Annotated in this window: 24 protein-coding genes; all 24 read right to left on the bottom strand. The window is 40.9% G+C overall.

Annotation, left to right across the window (positions count from 1 at the left end; all coding sequences use genetic code 11):
• Positions 1-21: 21 nt before the first annotated feature.
• On the bottom strand, positions 22-1,290 hold the full coding sequence (gene ccmI, locus HWV01_RS05385) for a c-type cytochrome biogenesis protein CcmI (protein WP_211674437.1): 1,269 nt from the start codon (positions 1,288-1,290) through the stop codon (positions 22-24).
• Position 1,291: 1 nt separating this feature from the next.
• A complete protein-coding gene (locus HWV01_RS05380; RefSeq protein WP_211674436.1) occupies positions 1,292-1,759 on the bottom strand; it encodes a cytochrome c-type biogenesis protein in 468 nt (155 codons plus the stop codon).
• Between the two features lie 9 nt (positions 1,760-1,768).
• Positions 1,769-2,317: a DsbE family thiol:disulfide interchange protein gene (locus HWV01_RS05375; RefSeq protein ID WP_211674435.1), complete on the bottom strand. Its 549-nt coding sequence runs from the start codon at positions 2,315-2,317 to the stop codon at positions 1,769-1,771.
• Between the two features lie 14 nt (positions 2,318-2,331).
• A complete protein-coding gene (locus HWV01_RS05370) occupies positions 2,332-4,296 on the bottom strand; it encodes a heme lyase CcmF/NrfE family subunit (RefSeq protein WP_211674434.1) in 1,965 nt (654 codons plus the stop codon).
• Positions 4,297-4,307: 11 nt separating this feature from the next.
• Positions 4,308-4,787: a cytochrome c maturation protein CcmE gene (gene ccmE / locus HWV01_RS05365; RefSeq protein WP_211674433.1), complete on the bottom strand. Its 480-nt coding sequence runs from the start codon at positions 4,785-4,787 to the stop codon at positions 4,308-4,310.
• Entirely contained in the window at positions 4,784-4,990 is a 207-nt protein-coding gene (gene ccmD, locus HWV01_RS05360) for a heme exporter protein CcmD (RefSeq protein WP_211674432.1), read from the bottom strand. The genes ccmE and ccmD overlap by 4 nt, the downstream gene beginning before the upstream one ends.
• A gap of 1 nt (position 4,991) precedes the next feature.
• A complete protein-coding gene (locus HWV01_RS05355; RefSeq protein WP_211674431.1) occupies positions 4,992-5,732 on the bottom strand; it encodes a heme ABC transporter permease in 741 nt (246 codons plus the stop codon).
• 85 nt (positions 5,733-5,817) lie between these two features.
• Positions 5,818-6,486 carry a heme exporter protein CcmB gene (gene ccmB, locus HWV01_RS05350; protein ID WP_211674430.1) on the bottom strand — a complete coding sequence of 223 codons (669 nt, stop codon included), beginning with the start codon at positions 6,484-6,486 and terminating at the stop codon, positions 5,818-5,820.
• Between the two features lies 1 nt (position 6,487).
• Positions 6,488-7,120, bottom strand: a complete 633-nt coding sequence (gene ccmA / locus HWV01_RS05345; protein ID WP_211674429.1) for a cytochrome c biogenesis heme-transporting ATPase CcmA — start codon at positions 7,118-7,120, stop codon at positions 6,488-6,490.
• A 103-nt stretch (positions 7,121-7,223) separates the two neighbouring features.
• Positions 7,224-7,637: a DUF2802 domain-containing protein gene (locus HWV01_RS05340; protein WP_211674428.1), complete on the bottom strand. Its 414-nt coding sequence runs from the start codon at positions 7,635-7,637 to the stop codon at positions 7,224-7,226.
• Between the two features lie 85 nt (positions 7,638-7,722).
• Positions 7,723-8,211, bottom strand: coding sequence for a chemotaxis protein CheW (locus HWV01_RS05335; RefSeq protein WP_211674427.1), 489 nt, complete (start codon positions 8,209-8,211; stop codon positions 7,723-7,725).
• A 16-nt stretch (positions 8,212-8,227) separates the two neighbouring features.
• The gene (locus HWV01_RS05330) at positions 8,228-9,169 is read right to left on the bottom strand and encodes a chemotaxis protein CheW (RefSeq protein WP_211674426.1); all 942 of its coding nucleotides are present in this window, start codon (positions 9,167-9,169) and stop codon (positions 8,228-8,230) included.
• The gene (locus HWV01_RS05325) at positions 9,162-9,950 is read right to left on the bottom strand and encodes a ParA family protein (RefSeq protein ID WP_211674425.1); all 789 of its coding nucleotides are present in this window, start codon (positions 9,948-9,950) and stop codon (positions 9,162-9,164) included. The genes HWV01_RS05330 and HWV01_RS05325 overlap by 8 nt, the downstream gene beginning before the upstream one ends.
• A 26-nt stretch (positions 9,951-9,976) precedes the next feature.
• Positions 9,977-11,185, bottom strand: coding sequence for a chemotaxis response regulator protein-glutamate methylesterase (locus HWV01_RS05320; RefSeq protein WP_211674424.1), 1,209 nt, complete (start codon positions 11,183-11,185; stop codon positions 9,977-9,979).
• 70 nt (positions 11,186-11,255) lie between these two features.
• Positions 11,256-13,418 carry a chemotaxis protein CheA gene (locus tag HWV01_RS05315; protein ID WP_211674423.1) on the bottom strand — a complete coding sequence of 721 codons (2,163 nt, stop codon included), beginning with the start codon at positions 13,416-13,418 and terminating at the stop codon, positions 11,256-11,258.
• Positions 13,419-13,429: 11 nt separating this feature from the next.
• Positions 13,430-14,182 (bottom strand): protein phosphatase CheZ, encoded by a 753-nt coding sequence (locus HWV01_RS05310; RefSeq protein ID WP_211674422.1) that lies wholly within the window; start codon positions 14,180-14,182, stop codon positions 13,430-13,432.
• A gap of 12 nt (positions 14,183-14,194) precedes the next feature.
• Positions 14,195-14,578 (bottom strand): chemotaxis response regulator CheY, encoded by a 384-nt coding sequence (gene cheY, locus HWV01_RS05305; RefSeq protein ID WP_017220961.1) that lies wholly within the window; start codon positions 14,576-14,578, stop codon positions 14,195-14,197.
• Between the two features lie 99 nt (positions 14,579-14,677).
• The gene (locus tag HWV01_RS05300; RefSeq protein WP_211674421.1) at positions 14,678-15,403 is read right to left on the bottom strand and encodes an RNA polymerase sigma factor FliA; all 726 of its coding nucleotides are present in this window, start codon (positions 15,401-15,403) and stop codon (positions 14,678-14,680) included.
• Position 15,404: 1 nt separating this feature from the next.
• On the bottom strand, positions 15,405-16,280 hold the full coding sequence (locus HWV01_RS05295) for a MinD/ParA family protein (protein WP_211674420.1): 876 nt from the start codon (positions 16,278-16,280) through the stop codon (positions 15,405-15,407).
• A gap of 2 nt (positions 16,281-16,282) precedes the next feature.
• Complete coding sequence (flhF, locus tag HWV01_RS05290; protein WP_211674419.1) at positions 16,283-17,779, bottom strand: flagellar biosynthesis protein FlhF; 1,497 nt, start codon at positions 17,777-17,779, stop codon at positions 16,283-16,285.
• Positions 17,780-17,826: 47 nt separating this feature from the next.
• The gene (gene flhA, locus HWV01_RS05285; protein ID WP_211674418.1) at positions 17,827-19,926 is read right to left on the bottom strand and encodes a flagellar biosynthesis protein FlhA; all 2,100 of its coding nucleotides are present in this window, start codon (positions 19,924-19,926) and stop codon (positions 17,827-17,829) included.
• Positions 19,927-20,015: 89 nt separating this feature from the next.
• The gene (gene flhB, locus HWV01_RS05280; RefSeq protein WP_211674417.1) at positions 20,016-21,146 is read right to left on the bottom strand and encodes a flagellar biosynthesis protein FlhB; all 1,131 of its coding nucleotides are present in this window, start codon (positions 21,144-21,146) and stop codon (positions 20,016-20,018) included.
• A gap of 35 nt (positions 21,147-21,181) precedes the next feature.
• On the bottom strand, positions 21,182-21,967 hold the full coding sequence (fliR, locus tag HWV01_RS05275; protein WP_211674416.1) for a flagellar biosynthetic protein FliR: 786 nt from the start codon (positions 21,965-21,967) through the stop codon (positions 21,182-21,184).
• Positions 21,968-21,970: 3 nt separating this feature from the next.
• On the bottom strand, positions 21,971-22,240 hold the full coding sequence (gene fliQ, locus HWV01_RS05270) for a flagellar biosynthesis protein FliQ (protein WP_075471620.1): 270 nt from the start codon (positions 22,238-22,240) through the stop codon (positions 21,971-21,973).
• Positions 22,241-22,245 lie beyond the last annotated feature (5 nt).

The raw sequence follows: 22,245 nt of genomic DNA, 5'->3' as shown, positions 1-22,245 counted from the left end.
CATCAGTAACACTTTATTAAATTAACGACTAAAATTAAGCGTCACTGAACGTGAATCGCCTTCATTAACAATCACAATATTACTATTGATGTCATCATCTTTCGTCATCACATTCTCATCTTGAGAAAGCTTCGCGCTCACTTTAATCGATGGGAATTGTGACATCTTCATTTGCGCCATCATCGCATCACTATCTGATAATGAGATAGTTAATGGGAATGTTGGGTTCGTGATACGTTTAACAGCCAGTGGCGCTTTAGGACCAGCTGCCGCTTGCACGTAAATATACAAGTAACCTTTAAGCTTCGCTTGGTCAGAAGTGATAGTGATCGTCACTTGCTCATTACCCGCCGCGGCTTCATTTGCGGGTGCTGCAGGTCGGCTATCAGTTGCAGTATCAGCAATAGCTGGAGCTGTACCACCTTTCGCTTCAATCTGTTTTCTTGCGTATTCAATACTACCTTTAATCATCTCGATACGATCTGGTTGACCAGCAAGTAACGGTAACATACGTTGCCATTGCTCGATTGCGCCAAGGTAATCTTGGTTTTCTAACGCCATGAACGCAGACGTAGATAATACTTCGATATCACCAGGCTTTTCTTTTTTCAGACCCATCAATATTTTACGTGCTAAGTTATTTTTATCTGGATCATCACTCAGCATTAATGCTTGCGCATAACCTGTCACAATAGATGTGTTCATCGGTGCGAGTTTATACGCACGGTCCATCGCAATGAATGCCGCGTTTGGATCACCTAAAGCAACGTTTAAGCGCCCCAATAATAACCAACCAAATTCATTGTCCGGCTCTTCTATCATCTTAGTAGTCAATGCTAGCTTAAAGTCTGAGATCTCTTGATCAGTAACTATATCACCTTCATTCATTACGCGATTTGTTAGCTCAGGTAAACGTGAATATACATCTTCCCAGTTAGCTACCTTGTCACGTGCACCTAATGTCAGATACATCGACACAGAGAAAACAACTAAAAACACAACACCAGCAAGCCAGATGAATGGTGAGTTAGCTGCATTTACTTTTGCCACTTTCTCATCAAGAACGTCGTCCAATAGACCACGTTGCATTTCATCAATAAACTCTTCGCTTTTGTCTAACAAACCTTGATCTTCATCGTCGACCAATTCACTAATTCGACTTTTATAAAGGTCTTTGTTTAATTGGTCTCGTGTCGCGCCAGTTAATTTGCTCTTACCCGTAACAGGGATAACAAATGCCAGCGCGGCAACGATCACCAATACAATACTTACTATCCAAAATAACAACATGCTATTTCTCGCTATCCTTTAAAATTTTGGCCAAACGGTCTTTCTCCGCACTCGATAACTCTTCGTCGCGGTCATCCGTTTTAACGCTGACTTTACGACGGCTGTTACGAACAATAATCAGACCACCAAATAGTATAAACAAACCTGGACCAACCCATAAAATGGCAGTACCTAAAGTTACTGGCGGCTTATAGAGAACAAAGTTGCCAAATCGGTCAATCCAATAAGTAACAATCTCATCTTCTTCCTTACCATCAACAACCATGTTGTAAGTTTTTTGACGCATGTCTTGAGCAATCGAGGCATTCGAGTCCGCAAGGTTATTATTTTGACATTTAGGACAGCGTAACTCTGCCGTTAATGTTCTAAACAAGGCTTCTTGCTCTTCAGTCTCAAAGTCATAGACATCAATAACCGCAGCAACACTGAAACTGAGCATTAAAGTCATTAATACGAATAATTTTTTCATCTTAAGTCCTTATTTCAATTGCTCATAAACAGCTTTCAATTCACCATTCCAATTACGCGGGTTAATGTCACCTACGTGCTTATATTGGATAATGCCTTTGCTGTCGATGAAAAAGGTTTCAGGCGCGCCATAAACACCCAGATCAAGGCCAAGCATGCCATCAGGATCATAAAGACTGATCTTGTATGGATTATCTAACTCGTCTAACCATTTCAACGCTTTTTTACGCTCGTCTTTATAATTCATTCCAACAATATAAACACCGTCTTCAGCCAGTTCATTTAAGTACTTATGCTCTGAGTAACACGTTGGACACCACGTTGCCCATACGTTTAACAGCATAGGTTTACCTGACAGCACGCTTTTATCATGCTGTAACTCAGGTTCAACTAAATCGTTTAATGCAAACTCAGGAACAGGTCGACCAATAAAGGTCGACTCTAAAACGGTAGCGTCACGAAATAAGCCAATGTAAAGGAATATAGACACACATAAAAATACGATTAAGGGTATTAGTCGTGTCATTAACTGTTTCTTTTTTTTCACATCATTAGTCATTATTCTTGTCCTAATTATTGCGCTTTCGCTACACGTTTATTCACAAAACGGTAACGTCGATCAGATACAGCTAATAAACCACCGATAGCCATGACTAAGCCACCCCACCAGATGAAACGAATGAAGGGTTCGTAATAGATACGAATTGCCCATGAGTCATCTTTTAACTGTTCACCCAATGCGATATAAAGGTCACGAGTTATACCCCAATCAATCGCGGCTTCAGTCATTGGCATACCACGCTGAGCTAAGTAGTTACGTTTCTCTGCGCGTAATACCGTTTCAAACTTACCGTTTTTACTGACCTTAAATACCGCTTCATAGCCTTCGTAGTTCGCGCCATTTGATTCAGCAATACGCTCGAACTCGAATAAGTAATCCGCAAAGACAACTTCATCGCCCGGTAGCATACGTAAGTCTTTTTCGATTTTGTAATTCTGAGTTGCAGAAATACCAATCAGCATCATCGCTAGACCAACGTGGCCAAGTACCATCGCCCAATGGCTACGACCTAGTTTGACCACACCAGACGCAAAACTATGGCGATGCGTTGCACGGATATACACTTCTAGCGCACTGGTGATAATCACCCAAAAAGCTAATGCAAAACCAATAACAGCAACAATCTTAATTTTGTCCGCAAAGATTGCCGGTAACGCAACGGCTAACACGATACTCGCTACCGCAATTACCGCTAACTGTTTAAACAGTGGACGTAAATCTGCTTCTTGTTTCTTCCAACGTAATAACGGAGCAACACCCAAGGCAATTGCAAACGGAATTATCATGTAGAAGAAAATATTATTAAAGAATGGTACACCGATTGAAATCGAACCCATACCCAGCTCTTTATGTACCAGTGGTAACAAAGTACCAATCAGTACAACTAATAGCGCTGCAATTAATAATACGTTATTCACCAACAAGAAAGTTTCACGAGAAAACAGACCGTATTTACCACGACTCTTAATCTCTGAACCTTTTACTGCGAAAAGCAGTAATGAACCACCAACAACCGCAATTAAGAAGGCTAAAATAAACAAACCACGCGCAGGATCTGACGCAAATGCATGCACAGATACCAATACACCAGAGCGTACTAAGAAAGTACCTAATAGACTCAAGCTAAAGGCCGCAATTGATAATAGTACAGTCCATGATTTAAACACACCACGCTTTTCACTTACAGCAAGTGAGTGAATCAACGCAGTACCTGCAAGCCAAGGCATAAATGATGAATTTTCTACTGGATCCCAGAACCACCAACCGCCCCAGCCGAGTTCATAATAAGCCCACCAACTACCCAATGCGATACCAGCAGTTAGAAATACCCAAGCAACTAATGTCCAAGGACGAGACCAACGCGCCCATGCCGAATCAAGACGACCAGCCATCAATGCCGCAATCGCAAAAGAAAAAGCAACAGAGAAGCCAACATAACCCATGTATAACATCGGTGGATGGAAAATCAGGCCAACATCTTGGAGCAATGGATTTAAGTCATTACCATCGAGCGGTAAGTAAGGCAAAGTTCGATCAAATGGATTTGACGTTAACAAAATAAACAAGTTAAAACCAATCGCAATCATACCCATCACAGAAAGCACGCGAGCGAGTGCAACCTTCGGAATACCACGGCTAAACACGGCCACAGCAGCAGTCCAAATAGCTAACGTTAAAGACCAAAGTAATAATGACCCTTCATGACCGCCCCACACAGCAGATATTTTATACTGTATCGGTAATAATGAATTTGAGTTAGTTGCAACATAACCGACTGAAAAATCATCAGTCGCGAATGAGTAAGCTAAAACAGCAAATGAAAGACTCATTAGCAAAAATTGCATAATGGCTAATGGTTTAGCACTATTAATCATACCAGGATGATTAATCTTTGCGCCTATAAGTGGATAAATTGCCAGCAAGAACGACAACGCCGTCGCTACAATTAAACTAAAATGTCCTATCTCAGGAATCATTACAAACTACCTTATTTAGTTTCGTTACCGTATTCAGGTTTCATATGCTTAATGCCTTTAATTGCTTCAGCAACTTCGGGTGGCATATATTCTTCGTCATGTTTAGCAAGTACTTCAGACGCGCTAATCACATTCGCGGACTTTAGTACACCTTGTGCAACAATCCCTTGCCCTTCACGGAATAAATCGGGCAAAATACCTTCGTATTCCAGTGTAACCAAGCCACCTCTGTCATCACTTAAGACAAAGCTAACTTTAAGATCTTCCATATTACGTTTAACAGTGCCAGGCATTACTAAGCCACCAATACGTAAACGCTGACCGATTTCAGGCTTGACCTTATCTTCACCTAAGCCTTCAACAAGTTGAGTCGGCGTGTAAAATAAATCAATGTTCTGTTTTAATGCGTATAGAACAAGGCCTGTCATACTACCTAAACCAATGATAATCACCAGAGCAATAGATAAGCGTTTTTTACGTCTTGGATTCATAGAGTATTCTCCATTTTTTCAGCTGCACGCATTCGCTGAATACGTTGATGCTTATTTTTAATTTCGTTAATAATTTGGCGACGTTTGACAATAGTACTTACCGTTAATGCGCCTAAGGTCAATACGCTAAAAGCTACAGCTAGCCAGACATAAAAGCCGTAACCACCCATCGCTAAAAAAGCAGAAAAGCTATCAAATTGCATGTTACTTGTCCTCGATAAATAATTTTTTCACCCAAGGTCTATGCGACTCACGGGTAATTAACTCATTTCTAAAGCGCATCAAGGTCAAGGTACCAAACAGTAAACCGAAGCCTAATAAGTTAATCAGTAATGGCCACAGCATATCGGTATCCATCGACGGTTTATCGAATTTACTGATAGTGGCTTTTTGATGTAGGGTGTTCCACCATTCAACAGAATAATGAATGATAGGCAGATTAATTACCCCCACTAAGGCAAGAATGCCCGCAGCACGACCTGCTAATATTTTGTCGCTAAACGCACCATAAATTGCGATTACGCCAAGGTATAAAAATAATAGAATAAGTTCAGATGTTAAACGTGCATCCCATACCCACCAAGCGCCCCACATAGGTTTACCCCATACAGCGCCAGTGAATAATGCGATTGCAGTAAATACCGCACCAATTGGTGCAATCGCAGCCACAGCCATGTCTGCCATTTTTAATTGCCAGACCAGACCAATAAAAGCAGCGATTGCCATACTTAAGTATGCACCCATGGATAGTGATGCGGCAGGTACATGTAGATAGATAATACGGAAACTATCGCCTTGTTGATAATCAGCGGGCGCGAATGCAAAACCCCAAATCATTCCGATTGTCAGTGATACAGCACTGAATAATGCAAACCAAGGCAGCATTTTACCGGCTAAGTTATAACTTTTTTCTGGTTTCGCATAAGGATGGAGCCATTTCCACATATTAAACTCTCTACATTAATTACGGCCCAATTATATGAACCTAAACAGTGATTGAAACTAACTTTACTTATCTTTAACTAACAATTTAACTCAAACTAACCCGTAATGACGCGGCAATTGCAAACGGTGATAAAGTAACTGATGCAGCAAGCATCGCCCCTAAAATCGCCACAGGTCCAGAATAGGAAACACCAAAACTCGCCGCATCAATGGCACTGGTTGCAAAAATCAATACCGGAATAAATAACGGTAAAATGAGCAAGCTCAGTAATACCCCTCCCTTACGTAAACCAACAGTCAATGCGACGCCTATCGCACCTACAAAGCTCAACACCGGCGTACCGAGTAACAGGGTAATAAAAGTGGCCATGAAAGTATTCGCATCTAATGACAAAAATACTGCCAACAAAGGCGATACAAATAATATAGGTAAGCCAGTCAGTAACCAATGTGCAACCACTTTTGCCGTCACAATGACTCCTAACGGGGTCTCCGTTAGCATCAACTGCTCTAATGAACCATCGAGGAAGTCATCTCGAAATAAACGTTCCATCGACAATAGCGCCGATAATAATGCCGCGACCCAGATAACGCCAGGAGCAATACGTAATAATAAGTTTGGCTCAGGGCCTATTCCTAGCGGAAAAAGGGTGATCACAATAATAAAGAACCAGAGTGGATTTAAAATATCTGATTTACGACGAAAAGCCGTGATTAATTCACGCTTTATCACCTGTATAAAAACAGCAAACATATTAATACTCAGTTAAGTTGTGACGGGTTAAGGTGATCTTACGTAAACGTCCCGCAGAAAATTGTAAATCTTGGTGTGTTGTTAGAATAACGCAGCCACCTTTATCGGCATGGGCTAAAAATAAACGCTCTAATACTTTCACGCCATTTTTATCAATAGCAGTAAAAGGCTCATCAAGGATCCATAACTTTTTATCCGACAGCCATAGGCGTGCTAAAGCAATACGACGTTGCTGTCCTGCTGAAAGGTGACACGCTAATTGATCTTCATAACCAGCAAGGCCGACTTGTGCAAGCGCTTCCCAAATTTTATCTTTGGCGACAGCTTTATGCATGGCATGGTAAAAGAATAGATTTTCGAATGCGGTCAGCTCTGCTTTTACACCGGGTAAATGACCAAGGTAGAGTAAGTCTTGATGATAGCTCTCACGATCTTCTAAGGTATTGCTTTTCTGCCAAAGAATATGGCCATCTGCTGGCGATGAAAGTCCGGCTAATAAACGCAGTAAACTGGTTTTACCTACGCCATTAGGGCCTTCTATTTGAATTATTTCACCACTAGAAACGGTGAAACTAAGATCAGAAAACAACACATTATCTTCACGTATACAGCTTAACTTAACAACTTCCAACATACTTTTTTATTCTTTCAGCATCAATCTGAGCGAATATTAACATATTCCTGCTTTAAGCATAATTAAGCTATATCAATAACCGGTCAAATATAATCAATTAAAGCTACTTTTTATGGAAACTTAATAATAATTCGGCTTCAGCGCGTGGAAGTTCGCACTCACGCATGATTTCTTCAAGAGTCGCGCCAAGTTCAACAAGCTTCACAGCGCGCGTATAAAAACGGCTATCAGGGTCTTGTTGTTCGTGTGTAGTCATCTCTTCTTTCATTTCATCTTGCTGGTATTTAGTTTGCTGTAATTCCGAAGCCATGCCTTGAATTGCACCACCAAGATTAATATTTGAAGTACTTAACTCAATGATACGCTTTTGAAGAGAGTCTCTTGATTTAGATAAATCTTTGAGCAATAAATTATGCGTTGCCTGTAGTTTGGTTAACTTACGAAGCAATAAAACGTAGCCAATAACCGCAGCAACAGCTGCTGTAAGCGCAACGCCAGACAAAATCAAAGCAAGCATATTGAGTCCTTCAATAAAATAGCAATTAAAAAAGCACTGTAACAATCATTACAGTGCTTTTCTAGATAGGAATAAGGAATTAAGCTTACATACCGCTTAATTCCTCCCATTCGTCATCACTTAAAAATTTATTCAAATCAACAAGGATGAGTAACTCACCGTCACGGTTCGATACACCTTGGATGAATTTAGCACTTTCATCAGTACCCACATTAGGTGCCATATCGATTTCTGAAGAACGTAGATATACTACTTCAGCAACACCGTCAACGAGTATACCAATCACTTGTTTTTCAGCTTCGATGATAACAATACGTGAGTTTTCACTCACTTCTGATGGCATCAAACCAAAACGTACACGTGTATCAATCACAGTGACAACATTACCACGTAAATTAATAATACCAATCACATAGTTTGGCGCACCAGGCACTGGGGCAATTTCTGTATAACGTAATACTTCTTGTACTTGCATTACATTAATACCGTAGATTTCATTCTCTAACTTGAATGTAACCCATTGTAGTACTTCATCTTCAGCTACATTTTCCACTAGGTTTCGAGACTGACTCATGTTTTATTTCCTTCTACTATTGCCCATGAATATTGATGCCATTATCCAGCAATTTAATCATTTCGGTTACGTGTAATAATACGCACATGCGGGATTTAACCATGCCAGCTAACCAAGGTCGACTACCAGGTGTACTTCGCCATTTAATATCATTACTGTTTAAAGTTTCAGTACCATGCAGGCTTTCGCAGCCTAGTACCCAATTCGACTGACTTAATTGGATCTGATATTTATAATCTATCTCGCCCATATTTTGCTCTGGCATAACCCATTGTGCAGTATCGACAACACTCAATTTCTGCTCTCGGTGCTGCATAAGACCTAAATACCAATCCGGTTTACCAAATAAGCTGTTTATTGTTTCGGTTTGATGAATACCACCAAGCTCGGTCAATGGCACCGCAAAAATAACACCTGCGACTTCAAAGAACAGCGCTTGAAAGTGCTCTTCTAACTCAATATTTTTCCATTGTTCAACAGGTTCAGATTCCTGTACTCGCTCAACATCCGATACTGACACATTTTCTGCAGGCTCAATGGCTAGCGCTGTTTCACTAACGATAATATCTGTAGGTGTGATCGTTATCATAGTATCAGTAGCTTCAACTTCAGAAGTCGACTGCGTTGTTGTCACGTCAATATTATCTAATACCGATAAATCAATATCCGCCAAGTCAATATCAATGACAGAGCCTAACAACTGATCTAAATCGCTTAATGACCCCGAACCATCTGGTTCAGGTATTTTAAAGTCACTTTTTATCGTTGGCTCTATTTCAGAAAATAAGGGTGTTAATACTTTCTGCGACTCTTTTGTTAACTCTTTTTTTAATGCGGGTTTGAGCACTACCGTTTGTTCTACAGCAGCCTTAGCATCCTGTGTATTTTCAACAACAGGCTCAGATAGCATGGATGTAAAATAATCATCCAACGCAGAATGCTTTGTGTGCTTATCCATACATTCGGTCCTGTTCTGCCTCAATCAGTAAATCTTGTAGTAATGCGGCATAAGCTGCGACACCTCGGCTACTTCGAGTATACATAGATGGTGGCATATGTTTTAAGCTAGCATTTCTAAATTGTGTATCTACAGGGATCACAGCTCGCCAAACATTGCTGCTATAATTTTTCTGCAAGGTTTGTAACGATATCAACGATGCTTTAGTACGCCGATCAAACATGGTGGGAATGACCGTATACTGAAATTTATTAGCACAACTACGCTGCATAATTTCAAAGGTTTTCACCATGCGATCTAAGCCCTTTAATGCTAAAAATTCGGTCTGTACTGGCACTAAAATACGATCACAACTGGCGAGTGCATTGACCATCATCACGCCCAATACAGGCGGGCAATCGATAAGTACAAAATCATAATCATCGGTAACTAAAGTAACAATATTCTTAAGAATAAGTCCCATACCATCACGATGCCCTAATGTTCTATCTAACGTGGCCAGTGACATTGTGGCAGGTAATAAATTAATGCCGCTATAAGGCGTTTCTATTATCGCATTATGAACCAGCTCTGCATCCAGTTTGGCTGCGACAAAAAGGTCAAACAATCCGACAGTTAAATCATCACTATCATAATTTAGATAACTGGTTAATGATGCATGCGGATCCGTATCAATCAATAATACTCGCTGCCCCTGTTCTGCCAGTAAGCCTGCTAAAGAGATTGCAGTTGTCGTTTTACCAACACCACCTTTTTGATTAGCAACAGTCCAAACTTTCAACTTTACCCTACCTTGTCTGCTTGTCGTTATCGACAGCCAACTTCAATATTAATACGCTCTGCAATTTGTTGCAGGTTCACCTGATCATCAGCTAAACCAGCGTTCACAATTGCTTGTGGCATACCATAAACAACACAAGACTGTGCATCTTGCGCCCATATCGTACTGCCTTTTTGTTTTAGTAATTTAGCACCATCACGTCCATCTGCGCCCATACCCGTGAGTACAATCGCTAATACTTTATCGTGATATGACTGAGCTGCAGAACCAAATGAAATATCAACACTCGGTTTATAATTAATCCCCGCAGGACTTTCCATTACCTTTAAAGTAAAACCACCCGATTTGCTTTCAATCAGCACCTGCTTACCACCAGGCGCTAAATAGGCAACCCCAGGCTGTAAACGATCACCATGCTCAGCTTCTTTTACTTTAATTTGGCATAAGGTGTTCAGTCGTGCAGCAAATGCAGCAGTAAAGGTAGCGGGCATATGTTGAATTAACAAAATAGGCAGAGGAAAATCGCTGCGCAAAGGCGTTAATACATTTTGTAATGCCACAGGACCGCCGGTCGAAGCACCGATAGCCATTAAACTGTATTTTTTACCTGATGCACGTTTTCTTACACGGCTTGCAATAACTGGCGTTCGAGCTTCAACAGCCGCGTTATCGACATGAGCAACATGCCTCACATTCACCGAATTCGCCGTATGTAATCGACTTGCATCTGTATTTTTACGCTGCAACGTTGCTGTATTTATGCGGCTGTCAGCTGCGACAGTCGCGCTGCGAACTGGTGCCGTTGCTGGTGAAATACGCGGTGTTCTCAATAAACTTCTGCGTTTACTGATTTCTTTAATGTTTTGTTGTAGTAATCGAACCGCTTCCGCTTTGTCTTTGGCTATATCTTCAAATTTTTTCGGTAAGAAGTTAGCCGCTCCCGCTTCTAATGCAGCAATCGTTGACTTCGCACCTTGATGCGTCAATGACGAAAACATTAAAATTGGTGTAGGTGTGTCTTTCATGATCGCTTTAACAGCGGAAATACCATCAAGAACCGGCATTTCAATATCCATGGTTATGACGTCAGGACGTAAAGACTTCGCTTTAGTAATAGCCTCTTCACCATTTTTAGCAGTATCAATCACTTCCATTTCAGGATCTGCATTAATGATTTCACTTACTCTACGTCTGAAAAAACTGGAATCATCAACGACTAAAACTTTTATTTTCATCTAATCTATCTACTTCAATGTGTTTACTTCAATGTAAAAGCACACAGGGGTTTCCCCCTGCATCAACAAATTAGCGTTTTGCGTAATGATTTAAGAGACTTGGAATATCTAAAATCAGTGCAATACCACCGTCACTGGTGATTGTAGCTCCCGCCATACCCGGCGTGCCTTGCAATAAGTTATCTAACGCTTTAATAACAACTTCTTCTTGCCCAATAAGGCTATCGACAACAAAGCCAACTTGCTTAATACCAAGCTGAACAATAACCACATGCCCTAATCCACGATTATTACGCGTAGTGGCTTGTGGATCCATTTTAGTTAACCAATCCTGCAGATAAAATAATGGGATCGCTTTTTCTCTGACAATAATGGTCAATTGGTTATCAACGACATGGGTTTTATTTAAATCCAAGTGGAAGATTTCATTCACACTCGTCAATGGTAAAGCAAAGATTTGCTTACCTACCTCAACCATCAAGGTTGGTAAAATAGCCAGTGTTAACGGCACTTTAATTTCAATCGTTGTACCAGTACCCAGTTTTGAGTCGATCGAAATTGTACCATTAAGTTTACTGATACCCGTCTTAACCACATCCATACCAACACCACGACCAGAAATGTCTGATATCTGATCTTTGGTTGAGAAACCAGGCGCAAAAATAAGGTTGTATGCTTCGTTATCTGAGATCCTTGCTGCTGCATCAGCATCAAGTACCCCACGCTTAACCGCAATGTCTTTTAATCGTTCAGGGTCCATACCCGCACCATCATCTAGAATTTTGAGACGAATATGATCGCCTTCTTGCGATGCTGATAAGGTAATCTTCCCTTGTCGTGATTTGCCATTTTTCTCACGTAAATCTGGCATTTCAATACCATGATCTACCGAGTTTCTCACTAAGTGAACCAGTGGATCAGCAAGTGCTTCCACTAAGTTCTTATCTAAATCGGTTTCTTCACCAATCATTTCAAGATTAATGTCTTTTGATAAACTACGCGCTAAATCACGTACAACACGCGGGAAACGACCAAACACTTTTTTGATTGGCTGCATACGTGTTTTCATTACCGCACCTTGTAAGTCGGCAGTAACAACATCAAGATTAGACACAGCTTTAGTCATGTCTTCATCATTACTTGAAATACCTAAACTCACCAAACGATTACGAACAAGTACTAACTCACCTACCATATTCATTATTTCATCAAGGGTGCGAGTATCTACACGCACTGTTGAATCAACTTGTGGTTTCGCTTTTTTCTCTGCTTTTACAGCCACCGTTTCAGTCGATGTTTTTGCGGCTGGAGCCACTTTTGCAACAGGTGTAGCAACCGCAGTTGCAGCTTGTTCAACTGGTTCGGGCTTGATAGCAGCAACAGAGTCTGCAGCATTAACCACATTCTTGATTGTTGCAGCTGCACTCGGTGCATTACCCTTACCGTATAATTCATCCAGTAAGTTTTCAAAATCATCGTCATTGAGTTCACCGCTACTAGCAGCCGGCGTAGCAACAACAGGCGCTGACGTTGCTTTTATATTCGTCGCGCTAGCATGCTGACCAACACCATGCAGATCATCAAGTAGTTTTTCAAATTCATCATCTGTAAAATCTGAATTGGAACTGGTCGCGACAGTTGCAGTCGTAGGCTTCGAATCAGCAGTATTTATTGCTGTAGGAGCTGTACCTTTACCGTGTAGTTCATCAAGCAATTGTTCAAATTCAAGTTCTGACATACCATCGATATCAGAACTATTTGCTGATACGGCAGGTGCTGCGACCTTCGGAGCTTCAACCTTCGGGGCTTCAACAACAGTTTCTATCACTGCTGCTGGAGTCGCTTCAGGTTGGGTAAGCAAATGAAGTTGATGAATTAATTCCGCATCTGCAGCAATTAATGGTTCACGCTCTTGAATCGCTACAAACATCACATTGACACAATCCAATGATTTAAGAATGACATCCATGAGCTCTGGTGTTACTGTTCTTAAGCCATTACGCAGGCTATCGAACACATTTTCTGCACCATGGCAAATATCAACCAATTCTGATAATGCTAAAAATCCTGCGCCACCTTTAACGGTATGAAAGCCCCTAAAAATTGCATTAAGTAACTCAGCGTCTTCTGGGCTTTTTTCTAAATCAACGAGTTGTTCAGAGAGTAGCTCCAGAATTTCAGATGCTTCAATCAGGAAGTCCTGTAGAATATCTTCATCAACATCAAAGCTCATCAATATCTCCCTTAAAATCCTAAACTTGATAATAAATCATCAACATCATTTTGGCCGTCTAGTACATCAACGCGTTCACTCGCATTCATGATTGGACCTTCCGCCTCAATGCCACTTATTTCACTTTTAACTGATTCTGTCATTACATTTAGTGGTTTTGAAGCCTCACCAAACATAGTCAACATTTCAACTAATTTGACTTCAACTTCTTGTACTAAATTAATCACGCGACGGATCATTTGACCAGTCAAATCTTGAAAATCTTGCGCCATGAGAATTTCAGTTAAATACTGTCTTAAACTATCGGCATCAGATACTGAAACTTGAAGAAAATCGTCTAATAATTTACAAAGTTCTTTAAATTGACCCAATTGTAAATCACGACTCATCAAGTTCTTCCAATTTGGCATCACTTGTTGAATGCGGTCGTTAAAACTATCAGCAATTGGTAAGCAGGATTCAACTGCATCCATCGTTCTGTTTGCCGCTTTATCCGTCATCTCAATAACATAATTCAAACGCTCTCGAGCATCAGGAAACTCATCGTTAGCTAAGCTTTCAATACGTGTATCTAACTGGAAATCTTCTAATGAATCATGTAATTGACGTGTTAACACACCCACTTTTTCAAATAGTGCATCTGAATTTGTATTCTGAATTTTAGTAATTATTTCATTTGCCATTTCTACCTGACCACACTCTAGCAGTGTCACCAGTTCTTTAGCGTCTTCTAATGAAATCAACGATTCTTGTTGTTCACTCATGCGCATCCTTGCTTATTGAATTCGTTCGAAGATCTTCTCTAATTTTTCTTTTAGTGTCGCCGCTGTAAATGGTTTAATAATGTAACCATTCACACCTGATTGAGCAGCTTCAATAATCTGTTCACGCTTCGCTTCAGCCGTAACCATTAGTACTGGGATATGACATAGCGCTTGGTCTTTACGGATCTCTTTAAGTAGATCAATACCTTGCATACCAGGCATATTCCAATCAGTGACAACAAAATCATAATCGCCATTTTTTAGCATAGGTAATGCCGTGTTGCCGTCGTCCGCCTCATAGGTATTGCTAAAACCAAGATCACGAAGTAAGTTTTTAATGATGCGTCTCATCGTAGAAAAATCATCGACAATAAGAATTTTAATTTGCTTTTTCAAGTTGTTCTCCAAAATAAGTAATTACAATATTCACAGTCCCTGATCCCATAAATATCTTACTTCAATATTCAAGTACTAGATAAATAGTACCAATTAAACTTAGTCATCTAACCAAGCATGCATACGCGCTTTCACTCGATGCATCGCTTGGCTGTGTATTTGACTCACACGAGACTCGCTGACACTGAGTACTTCCCCGATCTCTCTTAGATTTAACTCTTCATCGTAATAAAGCGATAAGACTAAGCTTTCTCTTTCGGGTAGTGTTTTAATGCAGCTTGCTAATGCTTGCTGAAAACGTAGCTCAGAAAAATCAGCACAAGGAGTGCTTGATTTTCCTTCGTAAATTGAATAGGCATCTTCATTACTCGCGGTCAAATCTTCGACCGCCAATATATGCCCACTATTAACATCCATCAACATACTATGGTAGTCAGTCAGGTTTACGCCTAATTCTTCAGCAACATCCGTATCTTTTGCATCCGTACCCGTTTGTTTTTCGATACGGTCAATGGCAGCAGCAATATCACGGCCATTTTTATGCACCGATCTTGGGACCCAATCCCCACGTCTCATTTCATCAATCATTGAGCCGCGGATACGAATACCAGCATAAGTTTCAAAGCTAGCGCCTTTAGAGCCATCAAAATTGCGCGCAGCATCCAGCAATCCAATCATACCCGACTGGATTAAATCATCTAACTGAACACTCGGCGGCAAACGTAGAAGCAAGTGATGGGCAATTCGTTTTACTAAAAAACCAAATTGCTCAACAGCATGACTCTGTTGCGACTGGATGTTACTGTAAGCGGATGCCTTATTCACTTCAATCTTCTACCCTAGCTTTGTTTTCAAACAGGTTCTCAATGAAGAACTCCAAATGGCCGCCGACTTTATTCGGTACTGGCCAAGTTGCAGCTCGACTTGCTAACGCTCTAAACGCCAATGAAGCGGGCGCTTTTGGAAATGCTTCTACAACCACTTTCTGTTTACGAACGGCTTGACGAACACTGTTATCAAACGGAATACAAGCAACAAGCTCTAATGTTGCATCTAAAAATCGGTCCGTTACACGTGTCAATTTAGTAAATAATTCTTGGCCTTCACGTAAACTACGCACCATATTAGCCACAATTTTAAAACGATGTACACCGTGTTCTTTTGATAATAACTTAATTAATGCGTAAGCATCCGTGATTGATGTCGGTTCATCACACACCACCATTAATATATCTTGTGAAGCACGGCAAAAACTTAACACCATCTCCGAAATACCCGCAGCAGTATCAACCAGTAGCACATCAATAGGTGTTTTCAATTCTGCAAACGCACGGATTAAGCCTGCATGTTCTTGTATTGATAACTCAACCATCGAACGCGTACCAGATGTTGCCGGTGCGATTAAGATCCCATTCGGACCTTCAATCAAAATATCATCTAATGTACATTCACCCGAAATAACGTGAGAAATATTTTTATGTACGCGTAAACCGAGTAAAACATCCACATTTGCCAACCCAAGATCGGCATCTAAAACCATGACTCGCTTACCTTGGGCCGCGAGTGATACTGCCATGTTCAGTGTTACGTTAGTTTTACCTACGCCACCTTTACCACCTGAAACGGCAATGACTTTAACTTTTTTGTTATTACTCATTTGTCTTAGACCACTTGCTTGATCGAAAAAAATATTTTTATTCATTACTATTTATCATCGCCTAACCAAAAATGCGTATCGTTTTGTTCTTCTAGCGTATCTCTGTTAAATACAGTACGAACTAATTGCTGCGCATTGGCTGAATCTATATCTTCAGGAACCCTTTGCCCATTTGTTATATATGCAATCGGTAGTTCATTTTGTATTAGTACACTTAAAATCTCACCTAAGCTTAAACTTTCATCCACTTTACTTAAAATACAGCCCGCTAACGGAATATGATGAAAATGCTCTAATGTTTCTTGTACAACCCTACGCTGTGCAGTTGCAGGGACAACCAAATAGTTACGAATCACGACTTTTTCATTATTAACTAATGTATCTAACTGTTCGGATAAACGCTTGTCACGCTGTCCCATCCCGGCAGTATCAATCAAGACTAAACGTTTACTTCTTAACTGATACAAGTATTGTGCCAATTCTGCTTCATCACGGGCAACCTTAACAACACACCCCATAATACGGCCGTAAGTCGCTAATTGTTCGTGAGCACCAATACGATATGTATCAGTAGTAATCAACGCAACATTCTCTGAGCCATGCAACATGGCAAATTTTGCCGCTAATTTGGCGATAGTTGTCGTTTTACCCACGCCGGTTGGGCCAACTAATGCAACAGCACCACCTTTACCCAAAATATCATCTTGCGCAATGAGAACGCTGTCCGTCAGTAACGCTTCGATCTGATCCCAAGCCGACTCAATCGAACAGTTTTCAGCCACACAGTTAGCTAGTTGGTCAGCAACTTCTTCGGTAAAGCCAATCTTAACCAGATGTTTGATCAACATAGCACGAATAGGTTCATTACGTTCAACTTCCTGCCACTGTAATCCTGAGACTTGGTGCTCAAGCAACTTTCGGATTGAGGCAAGCTCAGCCTTCATCGCACTCATGTCTTGTTGGTTGTCACTTTTCGGCGTAGTCGACTCAAACTGCTTATAACCACTTTGTTGAGAAGAGCGCGCCATACCATCACGCATTTCATTTTGCTCTGCGAGTGTCGCCGGAGCAGTATTTGGACGTTCAGCAAAGCGACGAGCGACCGGTTTCTTTAAAAAACTGGTATCCCAATTATTTTGTTCACGCGTATTATCATCGTTATTGATTGCTTGTGACATTTGCTGTTTATGTTCTTGCTGACGTGCCAATAAGCTCGCTAATGAGTCATTTGGCGCTACAGGGCGCTCTGGTTCTGCTTGCTGTGACAGTTCATTATTCATTAATTTTTTGAAGTTGAATTTAGATGCCGATAAATTGACGGAGTCTTCAGAAAGTTGACGTTCTGATTTATTTGCTACAGTTTTTGGTTCGCTTACTTTTTCAGGTGCGACAGGCTTACTTTCAGAGAAATCCACAGCAGCAACTATTTCAATGCCGCCGGTGACCTTTTTGTTAGACATAATAACAGCGTCGGGGCCAAGAACCTCTTTGACCTCAGCCAATGCCGCTCGCATATCTTTGGCAAAAAAGCGCTTTATTTTCAACTTAACATCCTTAGTTCTGTTCGCTACTTAAATTATTTATTTACGTATTATTGACCAACAACACTGACAATTCGAATCTGTTTATCATCAGGTACTTCTTGATATGATAATACGCGTAATGAGGGTATTGAGTATTTCACAAATTTCGCCAATGTTGACCTTAATACCCCAGAGGTAAGTAAGATCGCCGGTTGTCCCGCTAATTCTTGATTTTGTGCAACCTCTGTTAATGAGGTTTGCATCCGTTCAGCTAAACCAGGTTCAATACCCGCACCTTCACTGCCTGCAGCCTGTAAAGACTGGTGTAATATCTGTTCTAATTCGGGGGCAAGTGTCACGACAGGTAATTCACTATCGATACCATTTATATCCTGAACGATCATGCGGCGTAAGCTTACACGGCAAGCAGAAATCAACACTTCTGGATCTTGCGTTTTAGTACCATATTCAGCCATTGTTTCAACAATCGTGCGAATATCTCGAATTGGCACGTTATCATGTAATAACCCTTTCAACACTTTCACAACAACCCCTAACGGTAAAATTTCAGGGACTAAACTTTCGACCAATTTAGGATGTGTTTTCGCTAATACATCTAATAAATTCTGCACTTCTTCATAACCGAGTAATTGCGCAGCATTGTTCAGTAGTAACTGACTCAAGTGTGTCGCAACAACTGTAGCTGAGTCAACAGCTGTATAACCCAAGGTTTGCGCTTGATCACGCTGTTGAGGATTGATCCATAAAGCAGGTAGGCCAAAAGCGGGATCTATGGTTGAAATACCATCAATCTTGCCATATACCTGACCCGGATTAATGGCTAACTCTTTATCATGGAAAATTTCAATTTCGCCATTTGAAACTCCCATAATATTAATACTATAACAATTTGGTGGTAATTCGAGGTTGTCACGAATATGCACTGCGGGCACCAAAAAACCTAATTCTTGAGAAAGCTTCTTACGAACACCTTTAATACGGTTTAATAACTCACCACCTTGGCTCTTATCAACCATGGGAATAAGTCGGTAGCCAACTTCCAGACCGATCGTATCTACGGGTTTAACATCGTCCCAATCGAGATCTTTTTGATCATTCAAATTCGCTTTAATGTCTGCATCTTCTGAAATGTTGTCTTTTTCTTCTTCACGTTTGGCTTCTGTTTTCATTAACCACCACGCCCAACCACCAGTAATAACACCAAAGCCGATAAAAGCAAGGTGTGGCATACCTGGTACTAACCCCATCACGGTCATAATGACAGCAACAACGGCCAATGCTTTTGGATTGGCCACCATTTGGCTCGTAACTTGAGTGCCGAGTTTTTCGTCTTTATTTTGACGGGTAACAATAATAGCTGCAGAAATCGATAAAAGTAGTGACGGTATCTGCGCAACCAGACCATCACCAATGGTCAATAATGTGTAAATTTCACCAGCTTCCGCAAAACTTAAATCATGCTGTGAAATACCAATGATAAGGCCACCGATAATATTAATAAATAAAATCAATAAGCCGGCAACTGCATCACCTTTTACAAATTTACTGGCACCGTCCATCGAACCATAAAAATCAGCTTCTTGAGTGACTTCTTCTCGGCGCAATTTAGCTTTTTCTTGATCAATAATACCGGCGTTCAAATCGGCATCAATGGCCATCTGTTTACCCGGCATAGCATCGAGCGTAAAACGCGCACTTACTTCCGAAATACGTCCCGCACCTTTGGTCACCACGGCAAAGTTAATAATCATTAAAATCATAAACACGATGAGACCCACCGCCAAATTCCCGCCGATCACAACAGAACCAAAGGCATCGATAACTTGTCCCGCAGCATCACCGCCATTATGCCCTTCTAACAACACCACACGTGTTGATGCGACATTCAGGGCTAAGCGTAGTAATGTTGCAATTAACAAAACAGTCGGAAATGCAGCAAAATCAAGTGGTTTATTGACGTATACCGAAACAAGCAGAATTAATAACGATAAAGCGATATTAAAAGAAAAGAATACATCTAATAGGAATGCAGGTATCGGTAATACAACCATGCCGAGTGTAGCTAACACAACTATCGGGGTGCCGATATTTTCTAGCGCAATCGCTCTTTTACCCCAGATTTTTGACAGATTTGTTGCTACTTGCATTACGAGACCTCAAAATTTCATGCTTGATAGTATAAAGCAATAATCATACCGAAGGCAAAATCATTCAGTGTTGAAGTCCACAAATGACACTAATATTTTAGGTCATCAGGAATATCGATGGTTTTTGGTAACGGTTTAGGCCGATTACCTTTACGTTGTTTAAATTGTTCGAGCTGATAAACATAGGCAAGTATCTGTGCTACCGCGATAAATAACCCTTCAGGTATTGGATCATCAATCTCAGTCGTATGATAAATAGCACGTGTTAAAGCCGCTGACTCTAAGATTGGCACTTTGTTTTCTTTCGCCATTTCACGAATACGGAATGCCACTTGATCAACACCTTTAGCCACAACTTTAGGGGCGGAGTTACCGGTTTTTTCATATTTTAACGCCACAGAATAATGTGTTGGGTTGGTAATAATCACATCAGCGTCAGGAACATCACCCATCATACGACGTTGCGATACCTCCATCTGCATTTGTCGGATCTTGCCTTTTAACTGTGGATTACCATTCACATCTTTCATTTCATCTTTAACTTCTTGCTTGGTCATCCGTAATTCTTTGGCATGTTTCCAGTATTGGTAAGGCACATCAATCGCGACAATAATAATCAAAGACGCACACAACCAAATAAAAATATCAGTCAAAAGACTCAGCGATTGGATAATCGAAATATGCAATGGCTGGAGACTAAACTCCATAATCTGTAAAAATTGCACTTTTAGCACCAACAAGGCAATCGTCACGACAACCGTAACCTTGGCAATTGATTTAATCAATTCAACCATGGCTTGCGGTCCCATCATTCTTTTAAGACCCGCTTTAGGTGACATTTTTGATGCTTTCGGACGAATAGATTCTCCACTAAAAACCATGCCCCCCATCATAATATTACCAATAATTCCGGCAGAAAATCCCGCAATCATAATACCGAACAGCGGCCAAAATAACGGTTTAACACTCGCGCTAACAATTTCGAGCAAGGCATAAGGATTGAATACATCTTCACGGTCAAGTTGAAATAAACGCGTCATGTTAGCCTCAAGCGCGCGGGCGAGAGCATCACCAAAAGCAAGGAAAGCGGCACCACTTGCCGTTAATACTAAGGTCGTCGCAAGTTCTTTCGAACGTACTACCTGACCTTTCTCTCTGGCTTGGGTGAGCTTTTTCTCGGTGGCGTCTTCGGTTTGTTCTTGTCCGTCTTTTTCAGCCATGAGGAAATACCTTTATCCTAATATGGTGAGCGGCGTTAATACGCACAAGCATTATTGAGCAGCGAACAAATCAATTCACCCGCTCTCTGCCATTGGGCATTAAAATGAAACATAAAACTTTTCAATGATAAGTAAATAATAAATAAGCCTGCGACCATACCAACCGCGAAACCTAAGCTAAATACGTTTAGTTGCGGTGCTGCTTTGGTCATCACACCAAATGAAAAGTTAATCACGAGCATAGCAACAACCGCAGACAATGACATACTCAATGCAGCAGCAATCATTACCGACATCCAGCCCGCTATTTCATAGTACTGAACTGCCATTAAACCAGACGCGGACACGGGGAGTGTCTCAAAAGATTTAACGACTGTTTCGATCATAAATAAATGACCATTCACAGATAGATAAACCAGAGTGCCTAATAAAATATAGATTTGACCAATAACAGGTGAAGTTTGACCTGATGCAGGATCGGCCATCGCAGCGAAACCTAAACTGGTTTGCATCGCAATAATTTGCCCCGCAATAACAAATGTCTGAATCAGCATGACGGTGACAAAGCCAATCGCAATACCAATCAAACTCTGTTGCAGGATAATCATAAAACTGCCCAAAGAGAACAGTTCGACATTAGGCATAGGTGGTAATACAGGCGCGACCATCGCGGTAAGCGCAAGACAGTAAAATAACCGGATCATGGGTGGCGTTGTTTTCGCACCACTGACTATCATGACCATAACCATGCCAGAGAGGCGTGCAAACGGCCAAATATAACTGGCCATAAACGTCATAATATCAGCCGATAGAATCTCCACTAATTAACCTACAACTTGTGGGACTTGGAGCATCATGTTGGTAAAAAATTCCATCAAACGAGCAAAGCCCCAATGCGCACCATAAATGAGAGCCAACAAGGTCGCGATTAAACGTGGTAAAAAACTTAATGTTTGCTCATTAATTGAGGTCGCGGCCTGAAAGACTGATACCACTAAACCGACTAATAACCCAGGAACAACAACCGCACATACCAGCAGTAATACTGTCCATAATGCTTGCCGAAATATATCTACAAAGACTTCAGGTGCCATGATGA

This window comes from Moritella sp. 5 (assembly GCF_018219455.1).
In the GTDB taxonomy this organism is placed as follows: Bacteria; Pseudomonadota; Gammaproteobacteria; order Enterobacterales; family Moritellaceae; genus Moritella.
The sequence above is the reverse complement of the archived record's forward strand: the minus strand, read 5'-3'. Positions and strand labels throughout refer to the sequence as shown.

Coding starts and splice junctions, on each gene's coding strand:
- fliQ (WP_075471620.1), bottom strand. CDS start 22,240: ATGGCACCTGAAGTCTTTGTAGATATATTTCGGCAAGCATTATGGACA.
- HWV01_RS05355 (WP_211674431.1), bottom strand. CDS start 5,732: ATGTGGAAATGGCTCCATCCTTATGCGAAACCAGAAAAAAGTTATAAC.
- ccmI (WP_211674437.1), bottom strand. CDS start 1,290: ATGTTGTTATTTTGGATAGTAAGTATTGTATTGGTGATCGTTGCCGCG.
- HWV01_RS05310 (WP_211674422.1), bottom strand. CDS start 14,182: ATGAGTGAACAACAAGAATCGTTGATTTCATTAGAAGACGCTAAAGAA.
- ccmE (WP_211674433.1), bottom strand. CDS start 4,787: ATGAATCCAAGACGTAAAAAACGCTTATCTATTGCTCTGGTGATTATC.
- HWV01_RS05315 (WP_211674423.1), bottom strand. CDS start 13,418: ATGAGCTTTGATGTTGATGAAGATATTCTACAGGACTTCCTGATTGAA.
- ccmB (WP_211674430.1), bottom strand. CDS start 6,486: ATGTTTGCTGTTTTTATACAGGTGATAAAGCGTGAATTAATCACGGCT.
- HWV01_RS05320 (WP_211674424.1), bottom strand. CDS start 11,185: ATGAAAATAAAAGTTTTAGTCGTTGATGATTCCAGTTTTTTCAGACGT.
- ccmD (WP_211674432.1), bottom strand. CDS start 4,990: ATGCAATTTGATAGCTTTTCTGCTTTTTTAGCGATGGGTGGTTACGGC.
- HWV01_RS05330 (WP_211674426.1), bottom strand. CDS start 9,169: ATGGATAAGCACACAAAGCATTCTGCGTTGGATGATTATTTTACATCC.
- HWV01_RS05335 (WP_211674427.1), bottom strand. CDS start 8,211: ATGAGTCAGTCTCGAAACCTAGTGGAAAATGTAGCTGAAGATGAAGTA.
- HWV01_RS05295 (WP_211674420.1), bottom strand. CDS start 16,280: ATGAATAAAAATATTTTTTTCGATCAAGCAAGTGGTCTAAGACAAATG.
- HWV01_RS05380 (WP_211674436.1), bottom strand. CDS start 1,759: ATGAAAAAATTATTCGTATTAATGACTTTAATGCTCAGTTTCAGTGTT.
- HWV01_RS05370 (WP_211674434.1), bottom strand. CDS start 4,296: ATGATTCCTGAGATAGGACATTTTAGTTTAATTGTAGCGACGGCGTTG.
- ccmA (WP_211674429.1), bottom strand. CDS start 7,120: ATGTTGGAAGTTGTTAAGTTAAGCTGTATACGTGAAGATAATGTGTTG.
- HWV01_RS05340 (WP_211674428.1), bottom strand. CDS start 7,637: ATGCTTGCTTTGATTTTGTCTGGCGTTGCGCTTACAGCAGCTGTTGCT.
- flhB (WP_211674417.1), bottom strand. CDS start 21,146: ATGGCTGAAAAAGACGGACAAGAACAAACCGAAGACGCCACCGAGAAA.
- HWV01_RS05375 (WP_211674435.1), bottom strand. CDS start 2,317: ATGACTAATGATGTGAAAAAAAAGAAACAGTTAATGACACGACTAATA.
- flhA (WP_211674418.1), bottom strand. CDS start 19,926: ATGCAAGTAGCAACAAATCTGTCAAAAATCTGGGGTAAAAGAGCGATT.